At 73.3% G+C, this 19226-nt stretch carries 21 protein-coding genes; 6 read left to right on the top strand and 15 right to left on the bottom strand.

All coding sequences use genetic code 11. The annotated features are described in order from the left end of the window. Positions 1–102: 102 nt before the first annotated feature. Positions 103–1032 (bottom strand): hypothetical protein, encoded by a 930-nt coding sequence (locus ACFO4E_RS11800; RefSeq protein ID WP_378573851.1) that lies wholly within the window; start codon positions 1030–1032, stop codon positions 103–105. A gap of 478 nt (positions 1033–1510) precedes the next feature. Beyond that, complete coding sequence (locus ACFO4E_RS11795) at positions 1511–1696, bottom strand: hypothetical protein (protein ID WP_378573849.1); 186 nt, start codon at positions 1694–1696, stop codon at positions 1511–1513. Positions 1697–1722: 26 nt separating this feature from the next. Between ACFO4E_RS11795 and ACFO4E_RS11790 the strand changes: the two genes are divergently transcribed. Next, entirely contained in the window at positions 1723–2286 is a 564-nt protein-coding gene (locus ACFO4E_RS11790; RefSeq protein WP_378573848.1) for a CGNR zinc finger domain-containing protein, read from the top strand. A 36-nt stretch (positions 2287–2322) separates the two neighbouring features. On the opposite strand, the gene ACFO4E_RS11785 is transcribed toward ACFO4E_RS11790, so the two are convergent. The 4 genes from ACFO4E_RS11785 to ACFO4E_RS11770 form a co-directional block, all read right to left on the bottom strand. After that, positions 2323–2670 (bottom strand): ABC transporter permease, encoded by a 348-nt coding sequence (locus ACFO4E_RS11785; protein ID WP_378573846.1) that lies wholly within the window; start codon positions 2668–2670, stop codon positions 2323–2325. A gap of 31 nt (positions 2671–2701) precedes the next feature. Further along, a complete protein-coding gene (locus ACFO4E_RS11780; RefSeq protein ID WP_378573845.1) occupies positions 2702–3658 on the bottom strand; it encodes an ATP-binding cassette domain-containing protein in 957 nt (318 codons plus the stop codon). Between the two features lie 188 nt (positions 3659–3846). Next, positions 3847–4461 (bottom strand): PadR family transcriptional regulator, encoded by a 615-nt coding sequence (locus tag ACFO4E_RS11775; RefSeq protein WP_378573843.1) that lies wholly within the window; start codon positions 4459–4461, stop codon positions 3847–3849. 150 nt (positions 4462–4611) lie between these two features. After that, positions 4612–5745 (bottom strand): epoxide hydrolase family protein, encoded by a 1134-nt coding sequence (locus ACFO4E_RS11770; RefSeq protein WP_378573841.1) that lies wholly within the window; start codon positions 5743–5745, stop codon positions 4612–4614. Between the two features lie 103 nt (positions 5746–5848). Here ACFO4E_RS11770 and ACFO4E_RS11765 point away from each other — a divergent pair, with 103 nt between their 5' ends. Then, positions 5849–6826 carry a helix-turn-helix transcriptional regulator gene (locus ACFO4E_RS11765; RefSeq protein WP_378573840.1) on the top strand — a complete coding sequence of 326 codons (978 nt, stop codon included), beginning with the start codon at positions 5849–5851 and terminating at the stop codon, positions 6824–6826. 13 nt (positions 6827–6839) lie between these two features. On the opposite strand, the gene ACFO4E_RS11760 is transcribed toward ACFO4E_RS11765, so the two are convergent. Then, on the bottom strand, positions 6840–7469 hold the full coding sequence (locus ACFO4E_RS11760; protein ID WP_378573838.1) for a TetR/AcrR family transcriptional regulator: 630 nt from the start codon (positions 7467–7469) through the stop codon (positions 6840–6842). Between the two features lie 208 nt (positions 7470–7677). Further along, positions 7678–8451, bottom strand: coding sequence for a glycerophosphodiester phosphodiesterase (locus ACFO4E_RS11755; protein ID WP_378573837.1), 774 nt, complete (start codon positions 8449–8451; stop codon positions 7678–7680). Between the two features lie 269 nt (positions 8452–8720). Between ACFO4E_RS11755 and ACFO4E_RS11750 the strand changes: the two genes are divergently transcribed. Then, positions 8721–9491 (top strand): DeoR/GlpR family DNA-binding transcription regulator, encoded by a 771-nt coding sequence (locus tag ACFO4E_RS11750; RefSeq protein ID WP_378574020.1) that lies wholly within the window; start codon positions 8721–8723, stop codon positions 9489–9491. Between the two features lie 64 nt (positions 9492–9555). Here the strand turns inward: ACFO4E_RS11750 and ACFO4E_RS11745 are convergent, their stop codons facing one another. Beyond that, positions 9556–9966 carry a VOC family protein gene (locus ACFO4E_RS11745; RefSeq protein WP_378573835.1) on the bottom strand — a complete coding sequence of 137 codons (411 nt, stop codon included), beginning with the start codon at positions 9964–9966 and terminating at the stop codon, positions 9556–9558. A gap of 480 nt (positions 9967–10446) precedes the next feature. Between ACFO4E_RS11745 and ACFO4E_RS11740 the strand changes: the two genes are divergently transcribed. After that, positions 10447–11133: a PhzF family phenazine biosynthesis protein gene (locus tag ACFO4E_RS11740; protein WP_378573833.1), complete on the top strand. Its 687-nt coding sequence runs from the start codon at positions 10447–10449 to the stop codon at positions 11131–11133. Positions 11134–11341: 208 nt separating this feature from the next. Here ACFO4E_RS11740 and ACFO4E_RS11735 read toward each other — a convergent pair whose 3' ends face one another. The 5 genes from ACFO4E_RS11735 to ACFO4E_RS11715 form a co-directional block, all read right to left on the bottom strand. Further along, a complete protein-coding gene (locus ACFO4E_RS11735) occupies positions 11342–13123 on the bottom strand; it encodes an ATP-binding cassette domain-containing protein (RefSeq protein WP_378573831.1) in 1782 nt (593 codons plus the stop codon). After that, a complete protein-coding gene (locus ACFO4E_RS11730; protein WP_378573830.1) occupies positions 13120–14199 on the bottom strand; it encodes a DUF1611 domain-containing protein in 1080 nt (359 codons plus the stop codon). Before ACFO4E_RS11730 ends, ACFO4E_RS11735 begins: the two co-directional genes overlap by 4 nt. A 292-nt stretch (positions 14200–14491) precedes the next feature. Then, a complete protein-coding gene (locus ACFO4E_RS11725) occupies positions 14492–15151 on the bottom strand; it encodes a response regulator transcription factor (protein ID WP_378573828.1) in 660 nt (219 codons plus the stop codon). Continuing rightward, positions 15148–16794, bottom strand: a complete 1647-nt coding sequence (locus ACFO4E_RS11720) for a sensor histidine kinase (protein WP_378573827.1) — start codon at positions 16792–16794, stop codon at positions 15148–15150. Before ACFO4E_RS11720 ends, ACFO4E_RS11725 begins: the two co-directional genes overlap by 4 nt. Next, the gene (locus tag ACFO4E_RS11715) at positions 16787–17095 is read right to left on the bottom strand and encodes a hypothetical protein (protein ID WP_378573825.1); all 309 of its coding nucleotides are present in this window, start codon (positions 17093–17095) and stop codon (positions 16787–16789) included. The genes ACFO4E_RS11720 and ACFO4E_RS11715 overlap by 8 nt, the downstream gene beginning before the upstream one ends. 179 nt (positions 17096–17274) lie before the next feature. Here ACFO4E_RS11715 and ACFO4E_RS11710 point away from each other — a divergent pair, with 179 nt between their 5' ends. Continuing rightward, positions 17275–17505, top strand: coding sequence for an EF-hand domain-containing protein (locus ACFO4E_RS11710; protein ID WP_378573823.1), 231 nt, complete (start codon positions 17275–17277; stop codon positions 17503–17505). Between the two features lie 85 nt (positions 17506–17590). Here the strand turns inward: ACFO4E_RS11710 and ACFO4E_RS11705 are convergent, their stop codons facing one another. Beyond that, positions 17591–18154 (bottom strand): ATP-binding protein, encoded by a 564-nt coding sequence (locus ACFO4E_RS11705; protein WP_378573822.1) that lies wholly within the window; start codon positions 18152–18154, stop codon positions 17591–17593. Positions 18155–18643: 489 nt separating this feature from the next. On the opposite strand from ACFO4E_RS11705, the gene ACFO4E_RS11700 reads away from it, so the two are divergent. Then, positions 18644–18886: a DUF397 domain-containing protein gene (locus ACFO4E_RS11700; protein WP_378573820.1), complete on the top strand. Its 243-nt coding sequence runs from the start codon at positions 18644–18646 to the stop codon at positions 18884–18886. The last annotated feature ends 340 nt before the right edge of the window (positions 18887–19226 follow it).

Genomic DNA, 19226 nt, shown 5'->3' with positions numbered 1-19226 from the left:
GGGGACCCCCGGGAGACAGCGGCGCCGGAGGGCCCGCCCGATCAACGGACGGAACCCCCCGGCGTCAGTGGTGGAGCGGTGCGGTGACCGCGTCCGGGTGCCTTAGCGCGTGTAGTCGCGCAGGCGGGTCAGGCGCTCACGCACGCTCCCGGCCACGCGGCGGCGGCCTTCGGCGGTGAACAGGGACGCGGCGCGGTGCCGGCCCTCTTCGTCGGAGCCCTTGGCGTAGTCCAGCGCGGGGCGGACCTTGGCGAAGAACAGCGCCACGGCCAGCGCCGGCAGGACGGCGAGGGTCAGCGCACCGGCCGCGATGGGCAGCTCGGCGCCGGCCAGCGAGATCCCGGACAGGTCGTTGGCCGCGGTCTCGGCCTCGACGCCCGTCTGGGTGCCGTCGTCCTCCTGCTGCGCGGCGGCGGTGGCCTCCTCCTCGTCCTCCTGGGCGGAGTCCTCGGCGGCCTGCTCCTCGGCCTGCTGCGCCTGGTCGGCCGACTTCTCCTCCGCCGCGGCCTGCTCTTCCTCGGCCTGCTGGTCGGCGGCGGCCTGCTCGTCGGCCGAGGTGTCCGCGGAGGTGTCCGCCGACGTTTCCTCAGGCAGCGGAGAGACCGCGTCGGTGCACTCCTGGCTGCCGCTCATCGGCTGCGGGGCGCCCGGGGTTCCGTTGCCGTCGCCCCACTTGGTGATGTAGTACTCCAGCTCGATGTGGCCCTCGCCACCGGAGACCGTGAGGGAGGTGTCGTCCCAGGTCTGGCCGGTGAGTTCGGCGAAGGTCTGGCCGTCGAGGTCCAGCAGGACGTTGCAGCCCTCGGCGGGGTCGCCGGGTCCGCGGTCGCCGATGAAGAAGTCGGCCTTCTTGCCGTTGTACTCGACGTAGCCCTCGGTGCCGAGCGGCCAGCTGGGGCTGGCGAAGAGCCCCTTCTGCATGGGCTCGCCGCTTGCGGGGGCGCCGGTGTCGCCGTTGATTCCGGAGCCGTCGTCCCAGAAGTAGGAGGACTTGACGTGGCCGTACTGGATCGGGGTGTCAGAAGAAGACATGAATGGATACCCAGGTCGGGAATGGGGCCGAGCGGACCGGGGACATGGCTGCGCGAAGTCCGGGCATGGCGGTTCAGGGCGGCCGGATGAGCCGGGTTGCCTTTGGGATCGTCATGGCTGGATCGCCAGACGGGCGGGTGGCCATCGATGGGGACGGTGGCCGGAATGGGCGGGCGCTGAGCGCGGCCCGGCCCCGCAATCGTGTGGGGGCCTGATCTCCCCTGGCGTGGCGCCCGGGGCTCGGCATCGGCGTCGACCAGCGGTTTACCGCAGGTCACGAACCGATCAAGAGCGAACCTAACCCACGCAAAAGTAAAATGGGAGGGGTTAAACAGTAAAGTCGCAGGCCAGGGCGTGTGGTATCACCCCGGGTGCACCCGAAACCACCGGCGGGCAGGGCGATCCGAACACGGGGGAAGGCCGGATTAGGGCACGCATCACACCAACGCGCCCTTGCGCTCGGCCGGATTCCGCCCCGTCAGTTGGGGGTGCTCCACGGAGCGCCGTCCACGCCCACCACGGTGCCGAACCGGGCCACCTCCACCCGGCGCTCCCCGCAGGGGCAGCGCAGATAGCGCACGATGCCCTCGGAGGTGTAGTGCGACGACTCCACCTGGGCGGCGGCCCCGGGACCACCGCAGGAAACACAGTCGCTGACAGCCATGACCCCCACTTTGGTGTAATGGCCTTGTGCACTTCAACACTTACGGCGGGACCGGCGCGTTCGTCTCCGCGGCTCTGGTGAACGCCCCCGACCACACCCCCGCGGTCCTGGCGCCGATCCTGCGGGCGCACGAGATCACCGCCCCCGACATCGACGACGCCCAGGCCGCCCGGCTCAGCCCGTGGATCGAGCGGCTGCGCCCGGTCTTCGGGGCCGGCCTGGCGGCCCAGATGGCCACGGTCAACCGGCTCCTGGCCGACGCCGCCACCCAGGTGCAGATCTCCGTGCACGGCGGCTCGGCCCCCCACCTCCACTACGTCAGCCAGGCGCTCGACACGGCCGAGCGCCTGCGCGGGACCACGGCGGGCGGCCTGGCCGTGGCCATCTGCGGCGCAGGAGGCGGACGCCTGGGCCGGTGCGGCCGCACGGGGTGCGGCCTGGCCTTCGTCGACACCTCGCGCAACGGGCGGCGCCGCTTCTGCTCGGTGACCTGCGCGAACCGCGTTAATGTCGCCGCCCACCGCGCCCGCAACGCCGACACCGCACAGCCCCCGGCCGATGTCGCCGCCCACCGCGCCCGCACCCGCTGACCGCCGCGGGCGCGGGCGCGGTGGCCCGCGATGGGATCAGGCGTTGAGGCGGCGCATGGCGCGGATGCCCACGGCCAGCGCCACCGCCGCCAGGACCACCGCGACCGCGAGGCCGACGGGCACCGAGGGGTCGGTGAAGTCGCCGACGAACAGGGCCCGCTCGGCGTCGACGACGTGGCTGATCGGGTTGGCCCGCGACAGGGCGTAGAGCCAGCCCGGAGCCAGGTCCATGGGCAGCAGCACACCCGAGAGCAGGATGAGCGGCATGGTGGCGGTCTGCACCAGCGCCGCGAAGACGTACTCCACCTTCATCGCCAGGGCGCCCAGGTAGGAGAGGGTACCCAGGCCCAGGCCGAGCACCGCCAGCAGCGCGAGGCCCAGCACGACCCCCGGCGCGCCGGGGTCGTCGCGGCGGTCACTGCGCGCTCTCGCGCAGGCTGCGGCCGGTGAGGGTGAGGAAGACGTCGTCGAGGGTGGGCCGCTGCACCTGCACGGTCAGCAGGGCGACGCCGGCGGCGTCCAGTGCGCGCAGCAGCTCGGGCAGGACGGCGTCGCCGTGGCGGACGCGCAGCCGAACGCCGGCGCCGTCGACCTCGACCGACCCCGCCGCGGCGATGCGCTCGGCCGTCCGCGCGCCGAGCCGCGCGGCCTCGGGTGTCTCGGCGGTGAACGCGACGAGGTCGCCGGAGACCTTGCCCTTCAGCTCGTCGGGGGTGCCGTCGGCGATGATGGTCCCGCCGTCGATCACGACCACGCGTTCGGCCGTGGAGTCGGCCTCGTCCAGGTAGTGGGTGGTCAGCACGATCGTGGTGCCGTGCTCCTCGCGCAGCCGCAGCACGTGCTCCCAGAGGTTGGCGCGGCTGTGGGGGTCCAGCCCGGTGGAGGGCTCGTCCAGGAAGAGCAGTTCGGGGCGGTGGATCAGGCCCATGGCGATGTCCAGGCGCCGCTTCTGCCCTCCGGAGAGCTTGGCGGTCTCGCGGCCGGCGGCCGCTCGCAGTTCCAGGATCTCCAGGAGCTCGTCGGCGCGGGAGCGCGCCTCGGCCCGGGTGAGCCCGTAGCAGCGCCCCTGGCCGACCAGCTCGTCGCGGACGCGCTGGTCCGGGCCGCCCCCGTTGCCCTGGCCGACGAAGCCGATGCGGCGGCGCACCCCCGCGGGGTCGGCGACGACATCGCACCCGGCGACCGTCGCACTGCCCGACGTGGGCGGCAGCAGGGTGGTGAGCATGCGCAGGCTCGTGGATTTCCCGGCCCCATTGGGGCCGAGGAAGGCGACGAGTTCGCCCTTTGCGACATCGAGGTCGATCCCGCGGACCGCCTCGACGGTCGTGCCCTTGACGCGGAAGTGGCGGGTGAGTTCTCGGGTGTGGATCACGTCAACCCCAGTAGTCAAGTTTGATTACCGGGCAAGAATGCACCAGGAGCGGACACTAGTCAAAATTGATTACCTACAGGGGTGATCCCGGAGAACAGCATGTGACCAGGGCCGACCGGCGGGCGGGGGCGATCGGACCGGCCCGCCCGTCGCCCGCGGCACGCGGGCGCCGGGGGCTGCGGGAGGGCTCAGTCCTGGTCGGCGGCCGGGACGCCCGCCGCCGGCGGGCCCGCCCCGAACGGCGCCGCGCCCTCGCCGGACATCTCGTAGGCGCCCTCCTCCAGGCGCCGGATCATCCCGCGGGTGAACTCCACCGAGGCGTCGTGCTGGACGTTCCACCACTCCAGCAGCTCCCACACGTGCGGCGGCTTGCCGTTCACGAGGTCGCCGTGCACCGACCTCAGCTGGTGCTGCGTCCCCTCCTGGAGCGCCAGGCGCCGCCGCAGCAGGGTGAGCACCATGCCCCGCGGCAGGGCGGTCATGAACGTGACGCCCGCGCTGAAGAACTCGGGCTTGACGTCGGGGATCGACAGCGCCTTGGTGAGCAGCCGGACGAACTCGGTCGTGCCGTCCTCGGTCAGCTCGAAGAGGGTGCGCTCGGGCCCCTCCCCGCTCTCCTCGACGCCCGCGGTGCGCACCATGCCGCTCTTGAGGAGCTGGCGCAGCGCGTGGTAGATCGACCCGGGTTTGACGCTGGCCCACTCCTCGGCGCCCCAGGCGATCAACTCCCGCCGCACCTGGTATCCGTGCGCCCGGCCCAGCGTGCGGACCACGCCCAGAACCAGCAACCGCGTCGCCGACATGCTCTCCTCGACCCTCCCACTCGCCGTCTCCCCTGGAGCCTACGGCCGCGCGCAGGGTTCCGGGCCGGGACCGCCCCCGCCGGCGCCCGCCGGCGCCCGGCGGCGCGGGGCGGGCGGTGCGGGCGGGGCCGGGCAGGGGCGGGGGTGTCCTCAGCGGACCTTGGCGAAGAAGGCCCGCAGGTCGCGCGCGAGGTCGCCGGGGTGGGCCATGGCCACGAAGTGGTGATCGCCCGGATTGGCATCGGGCCAGTGCAGGACGGTGGTGTCGCGTTCGGCCAGGCGCCGGATCGCCGGCGGACCGCTGTAGACGCCGGTCGGGGCCGCCGCCGACCCCTTCGGCCAGCCGAAGCCCGTGCTGTCGTACATGGGCCAGGAGGAGGACCCGAAGGTCCCGGTGAACCAGTAGAGGCTCACGTTGGTCAGGATGAGGTCGCGGTCGATCACCTGCTCGGGCAGCTTGTCCACGGGGGTGAACTCCTTGAACTTCTGCACCATCCAGGCGAGGGCGGCGACCGGGGAGTCCTGCCAGCCGTAGGCGAAGGTCTGGGGCGCCGCGCGCAGCAGCGCGTGGTGGTCGACCCCGTTCATCCAGTCCTGCTCCGTGACCAGCGCCCAGGCCGCGCGCTCCTCGTCGGTCAGCGTCGGGAGGTCGTCCTCGGCCGGGAAGCCGATGCCGCCGGTGATGTGGACGCCGGCCACGCGGCCCGGTGCCGCCGTCGCCACCTCCGGTGCGACATAGGCGCCGAAGTCCCCGCCGTGGGTGCCGTAGCGGTCGTAGCCCAAGCGGCGCATCAGTTCCGCCCAGATCCGCGCCACGCGGGCGGCGTCCCAGCCGGTCCCGCGCGGCGGCGCGGAGAACCCGAAGCCGGGTACCGACGGCACGACGACGTGGAACGCCTGCTCCCGGTCGCCCCCGTGCGCCGCGGGGTCGGCGAGGGGCCCGATGAGGTCGGCGAACTCCACGAAGGAGTTCGGCCAGCCGTGGGTGAGCAGGAGCGGCAGCGCCCCGGGCTCGGGTGAGCGCACGTGCAGGAAGTGGATGTCCTGCCCCTCGATCCCGGTCATGAACTGCGGAAAGGCGTTCAGCCGCTGCTCGTGCCGGCGCCAGTCGTAGCCGCTGCGCCAGTACCCCGCGAGCTCCTTGAGGTGGGCGACGGGGACGCCGCGGCTCCACCCCTCGCCGGGGAGCTGCGCCGGCCAGGCCGCGCCGGCGAGGCGGTCTCCGAGGTCGTCCAGGTCCGCCTGGGCGATGTCGATGCGGAAGGGGCGGATCTCGGTTCCCATGGTCGTCCTCCGTGGTCGCCGCGCCGGGCTTTCCGGGCGACGGGCGAAACCTAAGCGGGAAATAGGTCGACATCCGTCCCATATCGCGGTGCACCATGGAGCCATGAGCGATACCTCCGCGCGGCTGTTCGCGCTCCTGTCCCTCCTCCAGACCCCCCGCGAGTGGCCCGGCAGCGAGCTGGCCGGGCGCCTGGGCGTCACCCCGCGGACGATCCGCCGCGACATCGACCGGCTCCGCGACCTGGGCTACCCGGTGGAGGCCACGCTGGGGGCCGCGGGCGGCTACCGGCTCGTCGCGGGAGCGGCCATGCCGCCGCTGCTGCTGGACGACGACGAGGCGGTGGCCATCGCCGTGGGCCTGCGCACCGCGGCCCAGTCCCCCGTGGAGGGCGTGGACGAGGCGTCCGTGCGGGCGCTGGCCAAGCTGGAACAGGTCCTGCCGTCCCGGCTGCGCCACCGGGTCGGCTCGCTCGCGGCCGCCATGGCGCACATGCCGATGGGCACCCCCGCGGCCGTGGACCCGCAGCACCTGACGGCGATCGCCGGCGCCATCGTCGGCCGCGAGCGCATCCGGTTCGCCTACCGGGCGGCCGACGGGACGCCGTCGCGGCGCCTGGCCGAGCCCTACCGGCTGGTGGCGGCCGCGCACCGCTGGTACCTGCTGGCCCACGACGACGACCGCGGCGACTGGCGCCTGTTCCGCACCGACCGGATCACCGAGCCGAGGGCGACCGGCGCGCGGTTCACCCACCGCGAGATCCCCGGGGGCGACCCCGCCGCCTTCGTCAAGGACATGCTGTACTCGATGGCGCCCACCTACGAGGTGGTGGCGACCCTGCGGCTGCCCGCCGACCGGGTGGCGCAGCGGATCGGCGGCGCGGGCGAGGTCGAGCCCGTCGACGCTGATAGCTGCCGGCTGCGCGGCCACGCCGACACGGTCGAGTGGCTGGCGTCGCGCCTGCTCCAGCTCGGCTGCGACTTCACGGTGCACGAGCCGCCGGAGCTGCGCGCCCACCTGCGCGACCTCGGTACCCGCGCACTCGGCGCGGCAGCGGGGCCCGACGGGCCCGGCGCCCCCTAAACCGCAGGCCGGGTCATCCGCGTTCGGCGCCGAGCTGGTGGTGGACGATCAGGTCGACACAGACGTCGCCGAGTTCCGTCACGGACATGCCGCCGTCGCCGTCGTACCAGTTGAACGTGGAGTCGAGGGTGTCGAGCACGGCGCCGGACGCCGCCGCGGGGTCGGCCACCCGGAAATCGCCTTCGGCCATGCCGTCGCCGATGAGGTCGCGGATGAAGCCGCGGTAGTCGCGGCGCAGAGCGGACAGCTCGCGGTGGCGGGCCGGGTTGATCGCCCGCAGCGTGGGCTGGAGGGTGCGCCGCAGCTCCTCGGCGGTGCGGTGCTCCCAGCAGTGGGCGACGTGGCGCCGGACGAGCCGGCCCAGCCGGGTCGCCGCGGGATCGATGCCGCCGGAATCGGTGGTCTGCGCGGCCACCAGCGACCGGGTGGCGTCCAGCGCCACCGCGTAGACGAGGTCGAGGCGCGTGGGGTAGGCGCGGCGGAACGCGATGACGTCGCCGCCGGTGCGGCCGGTGATCTCCCGTGCCAGCACGGCCATGGACGGCCCGTGCATCCCGTGGCGGGCGAAGATTTCCGCCGCCGCGGTGAGCGTGCGGTCGGGCGAGCGCGCGTCGTGTGGGGAGAGGTCGGCCGTCATGATCATCTCAGAGGGGGTCCTCCGGGCGCGGCGATGGCGCGACCGGGTGCCGGCTATCGGCGGATCGGCTGCGGATCGGTTCCGAGGATAGCGTCGCGCTGCGGACGATTCGGGGAAAAGCGTGGATCTTGTTCGCCCTATTTGAAAAAGCGACGATTTCCGGGCCGGAAGTGCACCGTTCGACGACCCACGCTGAAATGAATTCAGCTTCGTTTCACCCGCCGTACCGACTCCTGTGCAGGTCGTGGCCCCATTCCGGCGCGGCGGTCCCGTGGGCGGGAACCCGCGGCGCCGCGGACACTCGGGGCTCTCCGGTCAGGCTGGCGAGGTCGCGGATGTTGTCGGTGAGGATCGCATCGACCCCCATGCCGACAAGGCGCACCATTTCCGGAAAATCATTCACCGTCCACGCCGCGACCCGGTAGCCGTGGCGCTGGACCTCGGCGAGGAGTTCGCGGGTGATCGACCGGTGGTCGGTGCTGTAGTAGCGGGGCATGAGCGCCTTCCACAGCTCGCCGGGCGGCAGGGTGGGCTGGTCCCACGTCAGCGCGATGGCCGCGGAGGGGCGCCGCGCGTGCAGCGCCCGCAGCGCGTCGATCGATCCGGTGAAGATCACGTGGTCGGCCATGTCGTGCTCGCCGGCCTGGGCGAGGGCGGCCAGCGCGGTATCGGCGGAGGTGACGTTGAACATGAGCGCCGCCCTGCGGCCCGCGGATTCGGCCAGGACCTCCATGAGCGTGGGGATGCGGTGCTCGACCTGGGCGCCCAGCACCGCGAGGTCGGCCAGGCCGAGGTCGGAGACCGCCCGGGGCGATCCCCACAGCCGGTCCAGGGTGTCGTCGCGTAGCAGGACGACGTGGCCGTCGGCGGTGGTCTTCAGGTCCACCGCCACCACATCGGCCCCCGCCGCAAAGGCGGAGCGAATGGCCGGGAGCGTGTTCTCCCGGTACCGGGTGGTCTCGCCGCGCAGGGCGATCGCCAGCGTCATGAGGCTGTCTCCGTCTACACCGCGGGTTCGACGATCCTGCCGTGGCTGCTAGGAGACAAGAGTGCCAAAGAGCGCTCCCGCCCGTAGGGGACTACGGCAAAATACGGCGGAATCGGCCCGACCCACACGGGTCCGTCCGCGCACGGGTGCGAGCGGTGTCACCCGGCGCACACCACGGTACAGGTCGGCGACCTGGGAAACTTCTTAGGTAGGCCGTGCGTCTGTAACAGTGGTGAACACGCACATCGCATCGACACCGAAGGCGGATGATGATCCCCGACCAGCGTCGCGAGCACATCCTCAAGCTCTTGCAGGAACGGCACGTGCTGAGTATCAACGAGCTCACGTCGATGCTGTCCGTCTCGCACATGACGGTACGGCGGGACATCCAGGCGCTGGAGAACGACGGCAAGGTCCTGTCCGTCACCGGCGGCGTGCGGCTCGCCGCGCGGTTGAAGAGCGAGCCGTCCTACCTGGCCAAGGCCCAGCTCGAAGTGCCGGCCAAGCGGGCGATCACGCGCGCCGCGGCGGAGCTGGTGCGCGAGAACTTCACCATCTTCCTCGACGCCGGCACGACCTCGCTGCAAATGGTGCCCATGCTCACCGACAAGGTCGGGCTGACCGTGGTGACCAACGACTTCAACGTGGTCGGGCACCTGATGGAGTACCCCAACATCGAGCTGATCCACACCGGCGGAGTCGTGTCCCACGCCGACCACTCCTCCGTCGGGCAGTTCACCGCCGACTTCCTGAGCCGGGTCAACGTGGACCTGGCGTTCATCGCCAGCAGCTCGTGGGACGTTGAACGGGGCTCGACCACGCCGTCGGAGGCCAAGGTCGTGGCCAAGCAGCAGCTGCTGCGGATCGCCTCGAAGAGCGTGCTGACGGTCGACAGCACCAAGTATGGCAAGTTCGGGACGTTCCGCGTGGCGCGGCTGGAGGAGTTCGACCTGATCATCAGCGATGACCGGCTTCCGCAGTCGGCGGTCGACGAGATGCGCGAGGCGGACGTCCGCCTCCAGCTGGTGGCGCCCGAGTGAACCGCGCGGGCCGCCCCGGCGGGCCGTCCCGCCGGGCGGCCGCGCCGCCCGGTCGCCGGGTCGCTCAGTCCTCGCCGGTGTCGGGATCGGCGGGGCAGAACAGTTCGAGCTGGATGCCGTCGGGGTCGGCGAACGTCAGCGACGAGCCCTGGGGCGTGTGCACGACCGGCGAGTGGTCGATGTCGAGGTCGGTGAGCCGCTCTTCCCAGAGCTCCAGCTCGCCGACGCCGGCCACCCGCAGCGACAGGTGGTCCATGCCGATGTGGCGCGGGTCGAAGGTCGCCTTGAAGTGCTCGCGGTGCTGGGTGAATCCGAGGACCAGGCCGGAGGGGTGGCGGCACTCGGTGTGCAGCCACTGCTTGCCGTCGCGGGTCAGGACCTCTTTGAAGCCCAGGACCACGCGGTAGAACTCGATGCTGGCGTCGCGGTCGCGCACCGACAGGTTGACGTGCGCGAGACCGGTCACACGGGGCACGGATACCTCTCTTCGGCGGGCCTGCTTCCGCGGGCTGCGCGGAGGGAAGATCGTGAGCACACCGGCGAGCCTAATCGCCGGATCGGGCCACGCGAGGGCCGTTAACGCATGATTAACGCGTCCTGCGCATGCGACGGCCGACACACCACACTATTCGCGACACGATAAATACGGTCGCTGACGTTCGGAAAGAATACGCAGGTCGTAGGGCCATAGGCCGAGGCTTCAGTGGCCCAGTCGGCTCCGCCACGCGGTGAGGAGGTGGTCGGCGGCGATGTTGGACGCCCCGACACCGTAGGCGACGGTCTCGCGGGCCTCGGCCGGCACCTGTCTGCGAGCCGGCCCTGCCGCCGGTCGAGGCCGGCCGGGCACCCGGGCCGGGAACCGGTCGCACCAGGGGGCAGTGGTGTAAGCGTTTCTGACATTGCCATACAGAATATTTAAGTAGTCCTTTTCCGTTGCGCCTGGCACAGTTGGGCCATGAGCGACACGACCACCTCACTCGACATCGTCACCGTCTTCCTCGGCGACGGCGACACCGGCGGCAACGAACTCGGCGTCTTCCTCGACTCCCCCGGGCTGCCGAGCGACACCCGCCAGGCGATCGCCGCGGACCTCGGCTTCTCCGAGACGGTGTTCCTGGAGGACCGCGCCACCGGGCGGCTGCACATCCACACCCCGGCGATCGAGCTCCCCCTGGCGGGCCACCCGCTGGTGGGGACCTCGTGGCTGCTGCGCGACCGCGGCACCCCGCTGGACACCCTCAACCCGCCGGCTGGCGCCATTCCCACCTGGACCGAGGGCGAGTCCGTCTGGATCCGCGCCGATCCCGACCTCGCCCCGGTGTTCGACAGCCGCCGGCTCGCGGACCCGGCGGCCGTCGACGCCGTTGCCGGCGGCGAGCCTGGGGTCGACCTGCACGTCTGGGCGTGGGAGGACGAAGCGGCCGGGCGGGTGCGCGTGCGCGTGTTCCCCGACGGCATGGGGATCGCCGAGGACGAGGCCACCGGCGCAGCGGCGCTGCGGCTCGGCCAGAAGCTGGGCCGGCCGCTGACGATCCGCCAGGGCGTGGGCTCCCGCATCGACGTCCGCCCGGGTCGCGACGGCACCGTCGAAGTCGGCGGCCGCACCGCGCACGTGGCGACCCGCCCCTACTCCCTCCCGTAGCGCCCCGCCGCGCCGGCCCCGCGGCCGGGCGGTGCCCCGGGGAGCGCCGCGCAACGGCCGGCGGCCTCCGCCCCCTCTCCCGTCCCCCGGATCCGAGACGACCTCCGGGTGCCCCGCTCCCCTCGCCGGGACGCCCGCCCTCCCCGCGAACGAGCGCCGGCGCGCCGGGTCGCGGGGAAGGACGGTCCCCGCGGCCCCGGCGCGCGCGTCAGCGGGCCGCACGCCCGGCGGTGCCCGCCGGGGCGGCGGCGGGACCGCCGGTCCCGTCATCGGGGCCGACCGCCCTCGCGGCCGGCCGGGCCGGGCGCAGGACCCCGCCGGCCAGCCGCCACACGACATCGGCCGTGCGCAGGCGCTCGGGGCGGTGGGTGACCACGATGACCGTTCCGGGGAATCCGGCGATCACGCGGTCCACCACATCGGCGGCTCCGGCATCGAGGTGGGCGTCGGCCTCGTCGAGCAGCAGCAGGCGGGGCCCCGTCAGCAGGGCGCGCGCGAGCGCGACCCGCTGCTGCTGGCCCGCCGACAGCCCGCCGCCGTCCTCCCCGACCGGCGTGCGCAGGCCGTGGGGCAGGTCCGCCAGCAGCCGGTCCAGGCCGCCGGCGCGGATGGCGTCGTTCAGCCGCCGCCCGTCCGCCTTCGGATCGGCATAGCGGACGTTGTCGGAGATGGTCCCGCGCAGCAGCGGCAGGTGGGGGCCCGCCAGCCCGATCGCCGCGCGCACCGAGGCCGCCCGCACCCGCGAGATGTCGGCGCCGTCCAGCAGCACCCGGCCGGCGTCGGGGGCGACCAGGCCGGCGATGACCGAGAGCAGGGTGGACTTGCCCGTGCCATTGGCCCCGGTGACGGCCACGACCGAGCCGGCGGGGGCGTGCGCGGTGATCGGCGAGAACACCCCCTCGACCCGGACCCCCTCAAGGCGCAGGTCGCCCCCGCCCTCGGGGAGGGCCGGCGCCGAGCGGCCCGGGCGGGAGCGGCGCGGCCGGGCCAGCTCGGCGCCGACCTGGCGGAGGGCGACCGTGCGCTCCGACCGGTACTCGCTGACACGGGTCAGCTCGCGCAAAGGGGTGACCATGATGCCGACGACGGCGATCGCCGCCGTGGCCGACGCCGCCCCCGCCCCCGACGCCGCGGCGGTGACCACCACCACGGCGGTCGTCAGCAGGGTGGTGGCCTCGCCGATCCCGCGGGCCGCCCCCACCGCGCGGGCGCGGCGCACCTGGGCCTCGGCGAGCCGGCGCGACCGGCGGGCCACGGTCAGCCGCTCGGACCTCTCCCGCCCGAACGCCTGCACCACGAGTCTCTTGCCCACGCGCTCCACGACGTGCGACGCGACCCGCGCCTGGCGGCGGCGCGCCGCGCGGTGCGACGCCCTCAGCCACGGCGACAGCGCCATGGACGCCCCCAGCCCGCAGGCGGTGACGGCGAACGCGCCGGCGGCCACCACGGGGGAGATCATCGCGAACGCCAGCAGGCACCCGCACATCAGGGGCAGGGCGACCGCGAGTTTCGCCAGCCCCAGGCCCGCCCAGCGGCGCAGCGCGCTGAGGTTGCCCATCATCCGCAGGGACGTGCCCCCGGTGGAGCGTCCGCGCCCCTGCCCGCGGGCGGGCGCCGCGGTGACACCGCGGAACAGGGCGGTACGGACGTCGGTCACCCACGACTGGCCGAGCCGCTCGGCCAGGACCCGTTCGGCGAAGAGCAGCACGGCCGATGTCAGCACGAGCAGGCCGAGCCAGGGCAGCAGCGCCGGGAGGGCCGCCCCCGCAGCGGTCCCCCCTTCGGCCGGTCCGGCGAGCCTGCGCACCAGCAGCGCCCAGCCGATCGCGGCGGCGGCCTGCCCGGCGCCCACCACGACCAGTGCCGTGAACGTCCAGCGGCGGCGTCCGGCGAGCAGCCGGGGGACGCGGCGCGCCTGCTCCGGCGGCGCCGCATCGGGCGCGCCGCCGCGGCGGCCCGGTGGGCGGGCGCCGGGACCGCGGGCGCTCATGCCGTCCGCTCCCCCACCGCGCCCACGAGCGGGCGCGCGACGAGCGACGCGGCCAGCCGCGGGTCGCACAGCTCCGCCGCCCCGTAGACCGGGACGTCCAGCCGTTCGGCGGCCTCGCGGGCGGCCAGCGGCGACGACGTGATCCGTCCGCTCACCGCGGCCACCGGGAGCCCGGCCGCCCGCAGCCGCTCGCGGCCGTAGACCGCTCCGGCGGCGTCGCCGGCGGCGAACACCCAGGTGTCGACCATGGCCCCCAGGCCGTCGCGGTGGAGCAGGGCGGCGGTCTCGGGCTGGAGGATGCCGTCGGCCACCTCCAGGACGACGATGTCGGCGCCGCCGACGACGAGCCGGTCGTGCAGCGTGCGCGCGGCGGCGGTGATCCGGTCCAAGGGGGCGCGGTAGGTCGTGGCCAGGCCGGCGTCGGTGAAGTCCAGGGCCGCCACGGCTCCGGCATCGTGGAACATCCACCGGTCGCCGCCTGCCCCGGTCCCGGTGACCTTCGCCGCCCCCACCCTGTGGCCCGCTGCGGTGAGCCCGCGCACGAGCATGGCGCCGGTGGTGGTCTTGCCCGCGTTCATCGAGGTCCCGGTGACCGCGATGGTCGGCACCCCGTGCAGCGGGCGGGGCGCCTCCGGACCGGCGAGGTCGGCGATGTTCACCACCGAGCCCGCTGCGTCGGCCACCAGGCCCACCGGCGCCAGGCGCGTGGGCGCGGCCACGTCGCTGCGGGCGCTGAGCACCTGAGCGGCGATGCCCCCGGCCGCGACCAGGTCGCAGGGGCGCAGGTCGGCGGGCGGCTCCGCCTCGAACTGGTCGGGGGCGTAGCGGGCGGCGTAGGCGACGACCACCTCGTCGCCGGGGTAGAGGTGCACGCGCCGGCCGGCGGGGGACTCCAGCCGGGTGTGCCGGCCGATCTCGGTGACGGCGGCGACCACCAGGTCCCCGTGGCGCGGCCGGACCTCGGGCCCCGTGAGCAGGTGGCGCGGACGGGCACCGTCGAGGGCACGGGCGGTGTAGGAGACCTTGAGCGCGGCGCGGCGCGCGGGGGAGAGGTCGACCAGGGCGGTGGCGTGCATGCGGACTCCCGTGTTCCATGCGGGCGGCGGTGGGCCCGCCGCGAACATGGGCAAGCCTTTCCGCCGGGGATGAGCGTCCACTGAGCGGGAAATGAAGAACTCTTCATCACCCGGACCGTGCCGGGCCTGGCGGCGGCCCGGCACGATCGGGCGGTCCGCCGGCTCCCTGACCGTCGCCGGTCCGGGAGCCGGTGGACGGCGGCCCTCGCGGGGCGCTCGGCGCGGGCGGCGCGGCCGAGCATGCCGCACGCGAGGGGCCGCGCCCCCCGATGCGGGGGACGGGGCCGGCCGGTCAGCCCGCCAGCCGGTAGCCCATCCCGCGCACCGTCTCGATGTAGCGTCCGCCGATCTTCTTGCGCAGCGTGCGGATGTAGACGTCCACGACGTTGGAGCCGGGGTCGTAGTCGTAGCCCCACACCTGCGACAGGATCTGCTGGCGGGACAGCACCTGGTCGTGGTGGCGCAGGAACATCTCCAGCAGCGCGAATTCACGGGCGGTGAGGTCGATGGTGCCCGCCCCGGTGGAGGCCCGCCGGGTGCGCAGGTCCAGGGCGAGGCCGCCGGCGCGCAGCACGGTGGTGTCGCCCCCGCGGTCGGAGCGCAGCCGCAGCCGGATGCGCGCCAGCAGCTCCTCGAAGCGGAACGGCTTGGTCATGTAGTCGTCGGCGCCGATCTCCAGCCCGGTCACGGTGTCGCGCACCCCGTCGCGGGCGGTGAGGATGACGACCGGCAGGTCGGCGCCCATCTCGCGCATCCGGCGCAGCACGCTGAACCCGTCCTCGTCGGGGAGCCCCAGGTCGAGCACCATGAGGTCGAACCCGCCGGTGAGGGCGTAGTCGACGGCGTCGCGGCCCGAGGTGACCACGGTGGTGGCGAAGCCGTTGGCGGTCAGCCCCTTGCGCACGAACGAGGCGATGCGGTCCTCGTCCTCGACGATCAGGATGCTGGTCACTGTTGCGCGCTCCTCGCATCGGTGGGGAAGGTCAGCACGAATTCGGCCCCCTCGCCCGGGGCCGAGCGCACGGAGACGGTGCCGTGGTGGGCGTCGGTGATGGCGCGCACGATGGCCAGTCCCAGCCCGGCGCCGGCCCGGTCGCCGGGCCCGCCGGCGCCGGAGCCGCGGGAGAACCGCTCGAAGATCCGCTCGCGGTCCTCGGGAGCGATACCCGGACCGGAGTCGGCGACCCAGAAGGAGGCCGTGTGCCCGTCGGCGGCCATCCCCGAGCCGATGGCGATGACGTCGCCCGGGGCGGTGTGGCGCACCGCGTTGGAGGCGAGCTGGACCATGGCCTGGGTGACGCGCTGGGGGTCGACGTGGACGTCGCCCTCGCCGATGGCGTCGAGCCGCCAGGCGCGGTCGCCGAGCGCGCGGACCTTGGCGTCGACGTCGCTGGTCAGCTCGGCGAGCGGGACGCGCTCGGGGCGCAGGAAGTCGGGTCGCTGCGCCTTGGCCAGCAGCAGCAGGTCCTCGACGATGCGGGCCATGCGGTCCAGTTCGTCGGTGACGAGGCGGACCACCTCGCGCCGCTCCTCGGGGTCGTCGCCCATGAGCTCCAGGTGGCCGCGCACGATGGTGATGGGGGTGCGCAGTTCGTGGCTGGCGTCGTCGACGAACCTGCGCTGCGCGGAGAAGGCGTCCTCCAGGCGGTCCAGCATGAGGTTGAACTGCTCGGCCAGCGCCGCGACGTCGTCGTTGCCCGGGACGTCGATGCGGCGGGTGAGGTCCTCCTCGGTGATCTGCGCGGCGGTCTGGCGGACGAGGCGGATGGGCGCCAGGATGCGGCCGGCCACCCACCACGCGGCGCCCCCGGTCAGGGCGAGCCCGGCGAGGCTGACCAGGACGAGCGTGCGCACGGTGTCGTTGACCTCGTCGACGTCGGCATCGACGAAGTAGCCGATGACGAACCAGCCGCCGGGGTTGGCGGAGCCCTCGGGCGGGTCCACCCGCAGCTTCTCCCAGCGCAGCGGCCCCCGCGGGGTGTCGGCCTCGCCGCGCGCCTGGGGTGAGTCCAGGATGGCGGCGCGGACGCCGGGGTCGGCGGAGGCGTCGAACAGCGGCTCCTGGCCCTGGCGGACGCGGCCGGTGGGCACGTCGGCGCCGGGGGCGCTGTCGACGTGGCCGAAGAGGATCTCGCTGCGATCGGGGTGCTGGCCGCTCAGGTGGGCCCGGAGGAGGCCGTCGACGTCGGTGAAGGCGCGGCGGGTGGCGGGGTCGATGCCGATGGCGGCGAAGTCGCGGGCCTCGCCGACCTCCTGGGTGAGCGCGCGGTCGATGCGGGTGTCGACGTCGGTGCGCAGGGCCTGCCAGGTGACGATGTTCACGAGTGCGAGGACGCCGGCCATCAGCAGGACGACCCACACCATGATCCGCACGCGCGCGGGGACGCGCCCGCGGACCGCGGGCTCGGGGGCGTCCCCGGCCGGTCGGTCGTCGGGGGCGGGGCCGTCCCCGGGTTCGGGGGCGGAGGCGGGGTCGGGGTCGGTGGCCGGGTCGAGCGGGACGGTGTCGCGGCCCGGCCGGGTGAGGGGCACCGTGATGTCGTGGGGGCCGGGCGGGCCCGTGCCCGGGTCCCGGGGGTGGGCGCCGTCAGTCATCGTCGTCGTCCCCGTCGTCGTCATCATCATCGTCGTCGTCATCGCCGACGGCGGGCGGAGGCGCGACGACGTCGTCGTCATCGTCGTCCGCGGAGGGAGAGGGGGCGGCCGACGGATCGGGGCCGGCGCCGTCCGAGGGCGCGGGCGAAGGCGTGCCGGGCGCGGGGGATTCGCCCACGACGACCCGGTCGGGCGGGCGCGGCGGCGTGGTGTCGCGCCCCGCCGCCCAGGCGAGGACGGCCGCGGCCAGCACGGCGACCACGACGGCGCCGAGCAGGGCGATGCGGTGGAGCGGTCTCATACCCCGAGGATCCACGACGGACCCGTGACCGGGCATGAAACGAAGATGAGAGCTTCTTCATCTACGCAGGTGGCGCGGGAGCACCGCCCGGTCTGCGCATGGGGGGATCGCGCCGGTATCGTGCGATGACTCCGGCCCCAGCCGGAGGATCCCGCCTAATCACGAGGAAGCGTGACATCTTGGCCGAGACCACCGAGTACGCGGCGACATTCAACCTGGTCGACACCGACGGCGACGGGCGCATCTCAGCGACCGAGCTCGTCGCACTGATGAAGGCCCTGGGCGACGAGGTCACCGATGAGCAGGCCGCCGAAGCCGTCGCGCGGCTGGACAGCAGCGGCGACGGCCTCATCTCCCTGGAGGAGTTCGCCGCCTACCTGAGCACCGACCGGGCGGGCGGCGCCGGCTGACCCGCGCGGAATACGCATGCGGGCGCCGCCGCCCCATTGGGGCGGCGGCGCCCCGGAAGGACGGGCGCGGGCGGAGTGGTGCCCCTCAGGACGCGCCGGGGATGGCGAACGTCGCCCAGACCACCTTGCCCTGCCCGTCGAGGACGTCCCAGCCCCAGTTCGCGCTGTAGCACTCGATGAGGCGGAGTCCGCGTCCTCCCTCGTGGAGGTCGCCGGGGTCGCCCATGACCGGGGCCCGCCTGCTGGGGTCGAACACCATGCAGGTCACCGACGACGCCGCGCGGGTCAGGCCGAACTGGATCGACCAGTCGGCCAGCATCCCCGCGACCGAGGGCGCCGCGTGCCGGCAGGCGTTGGTCACCAGTTCCGACGCCACCAGCCGGATGTCGGAGGAGAGCCCGAGCAGGCCCCAGCCGCCGAGGACCGTGGCGGCGAAGTCGCGGGCGTCCTTGACCGAGGCCGGGTGGAACCCCAGGCCGCGGACCGCGCTGGCCGAGCGGATGAAGTGGCCGCCCACCGGTAACGGCGCCACGGGCAGCCCGCGCCAGCCGCGCGTCTCGTCCCCGCGGCCGGGCCGCAGAGACGTCCGGAGGCCATTCGCCTGGAGGAACGGGCCGTCGGCTCTGAAGTAGGCAGAGTGCGCAGTCATCGTGTTCCTTGCACTGTTGGGCTACTTGCACCGTTTGGGGTCACTTGCACCCTTTTCTCTCGTTACTTACAGACGTAAGCACGAATGCATGTGCAAAACGCAGTCTAGTGAGTACTGGGGCTCCTGTCCTCCTCCGGCCTCTTTGTTATGAAAACTTAAGCCAACCGGCCAGCGCCGTACGGCGTCGCACTCGATCCCGCGCCCACATTCGACCACGTCACCCCGGTGCTTAAGGACGACCGGACCCCAGCGCGGCCGACCGCGGCCGACCCCCGCGCCGATCACCACTCGATCCCCAGAGTCCTATCGACCAACTCGTGCACCAACGTCCTACTTGTCCGAAGATCACACACTTGGCAGCTTTCATGGTGGATCACGTATTTTACAAACGCAAGGACCGATGCAAACACAGATGCACGTGCATCCTGTAGTCTGCGGCCAGTCGCGGATGATCTTGCGTCCCGGCTCGATAGCCCGATAGGAGGACAGATGCAGCACGCCTACAACGGCATCCCCGCGAGCACTCTGCGGGGAGCGGTGTGGCGCAAGAGCACGCTCAGCAACCCCAGTGGCAACTGCGTCGAGGTGGCCAGGCTCGCCGACGGCGCGATCGCGCTGCGCAACTCACGGCATCCGAACGGCCCCGCCCTGATCTACACCCCCGCTGAGATCACGGCCTTCGTCCAGGGCGCGAAGCGCGGCGAGTTCGACAACCTCGTCGACGCCGAATAGCAGAACCGCCGTTCACCCGCAGGGCCCGTGGTGCCACCTCGCCACTGCGGGCCGACCGATCCGCCGGGCCCCGCATCATCCGCATCCGACCCCCACACGGATGGCGGATGTCCGAGATACTTCCGGAGACCCTGTGAGACACTGCGGCGGGGTCCGGCGCCGAAGGCGGGCCCGCGAGCCACACGGCGGCACTCGCCTCCGCACGGAGCGGAGGAGGCCGGTCGCAGACGGTGCGCAACCGCGCCGAACGGCCGGGGCACCCACCGCACCGGAACGCACGTGAAAAGGCGCGACCAGCGGTAACACCCCATATACGCGGAAAATGCGCGTGCAGGAGCAA

The organism is Nocardiopsis mangrovi (assembly GCF_042653925.1).
Taxonomy (GTDB): Bacteria; Actinomycetota; Actinomycetes; order Streptosporangiales; family Streptosporangiaceae; genus Nocardiopsis_B; species Nocardiopsis_B mangrovi.
The sequence above is the reverse complement of the archived record's forward strand: the minus strand, read 5'-3'. Positions and strand labels throughout refer to the sequence as shown.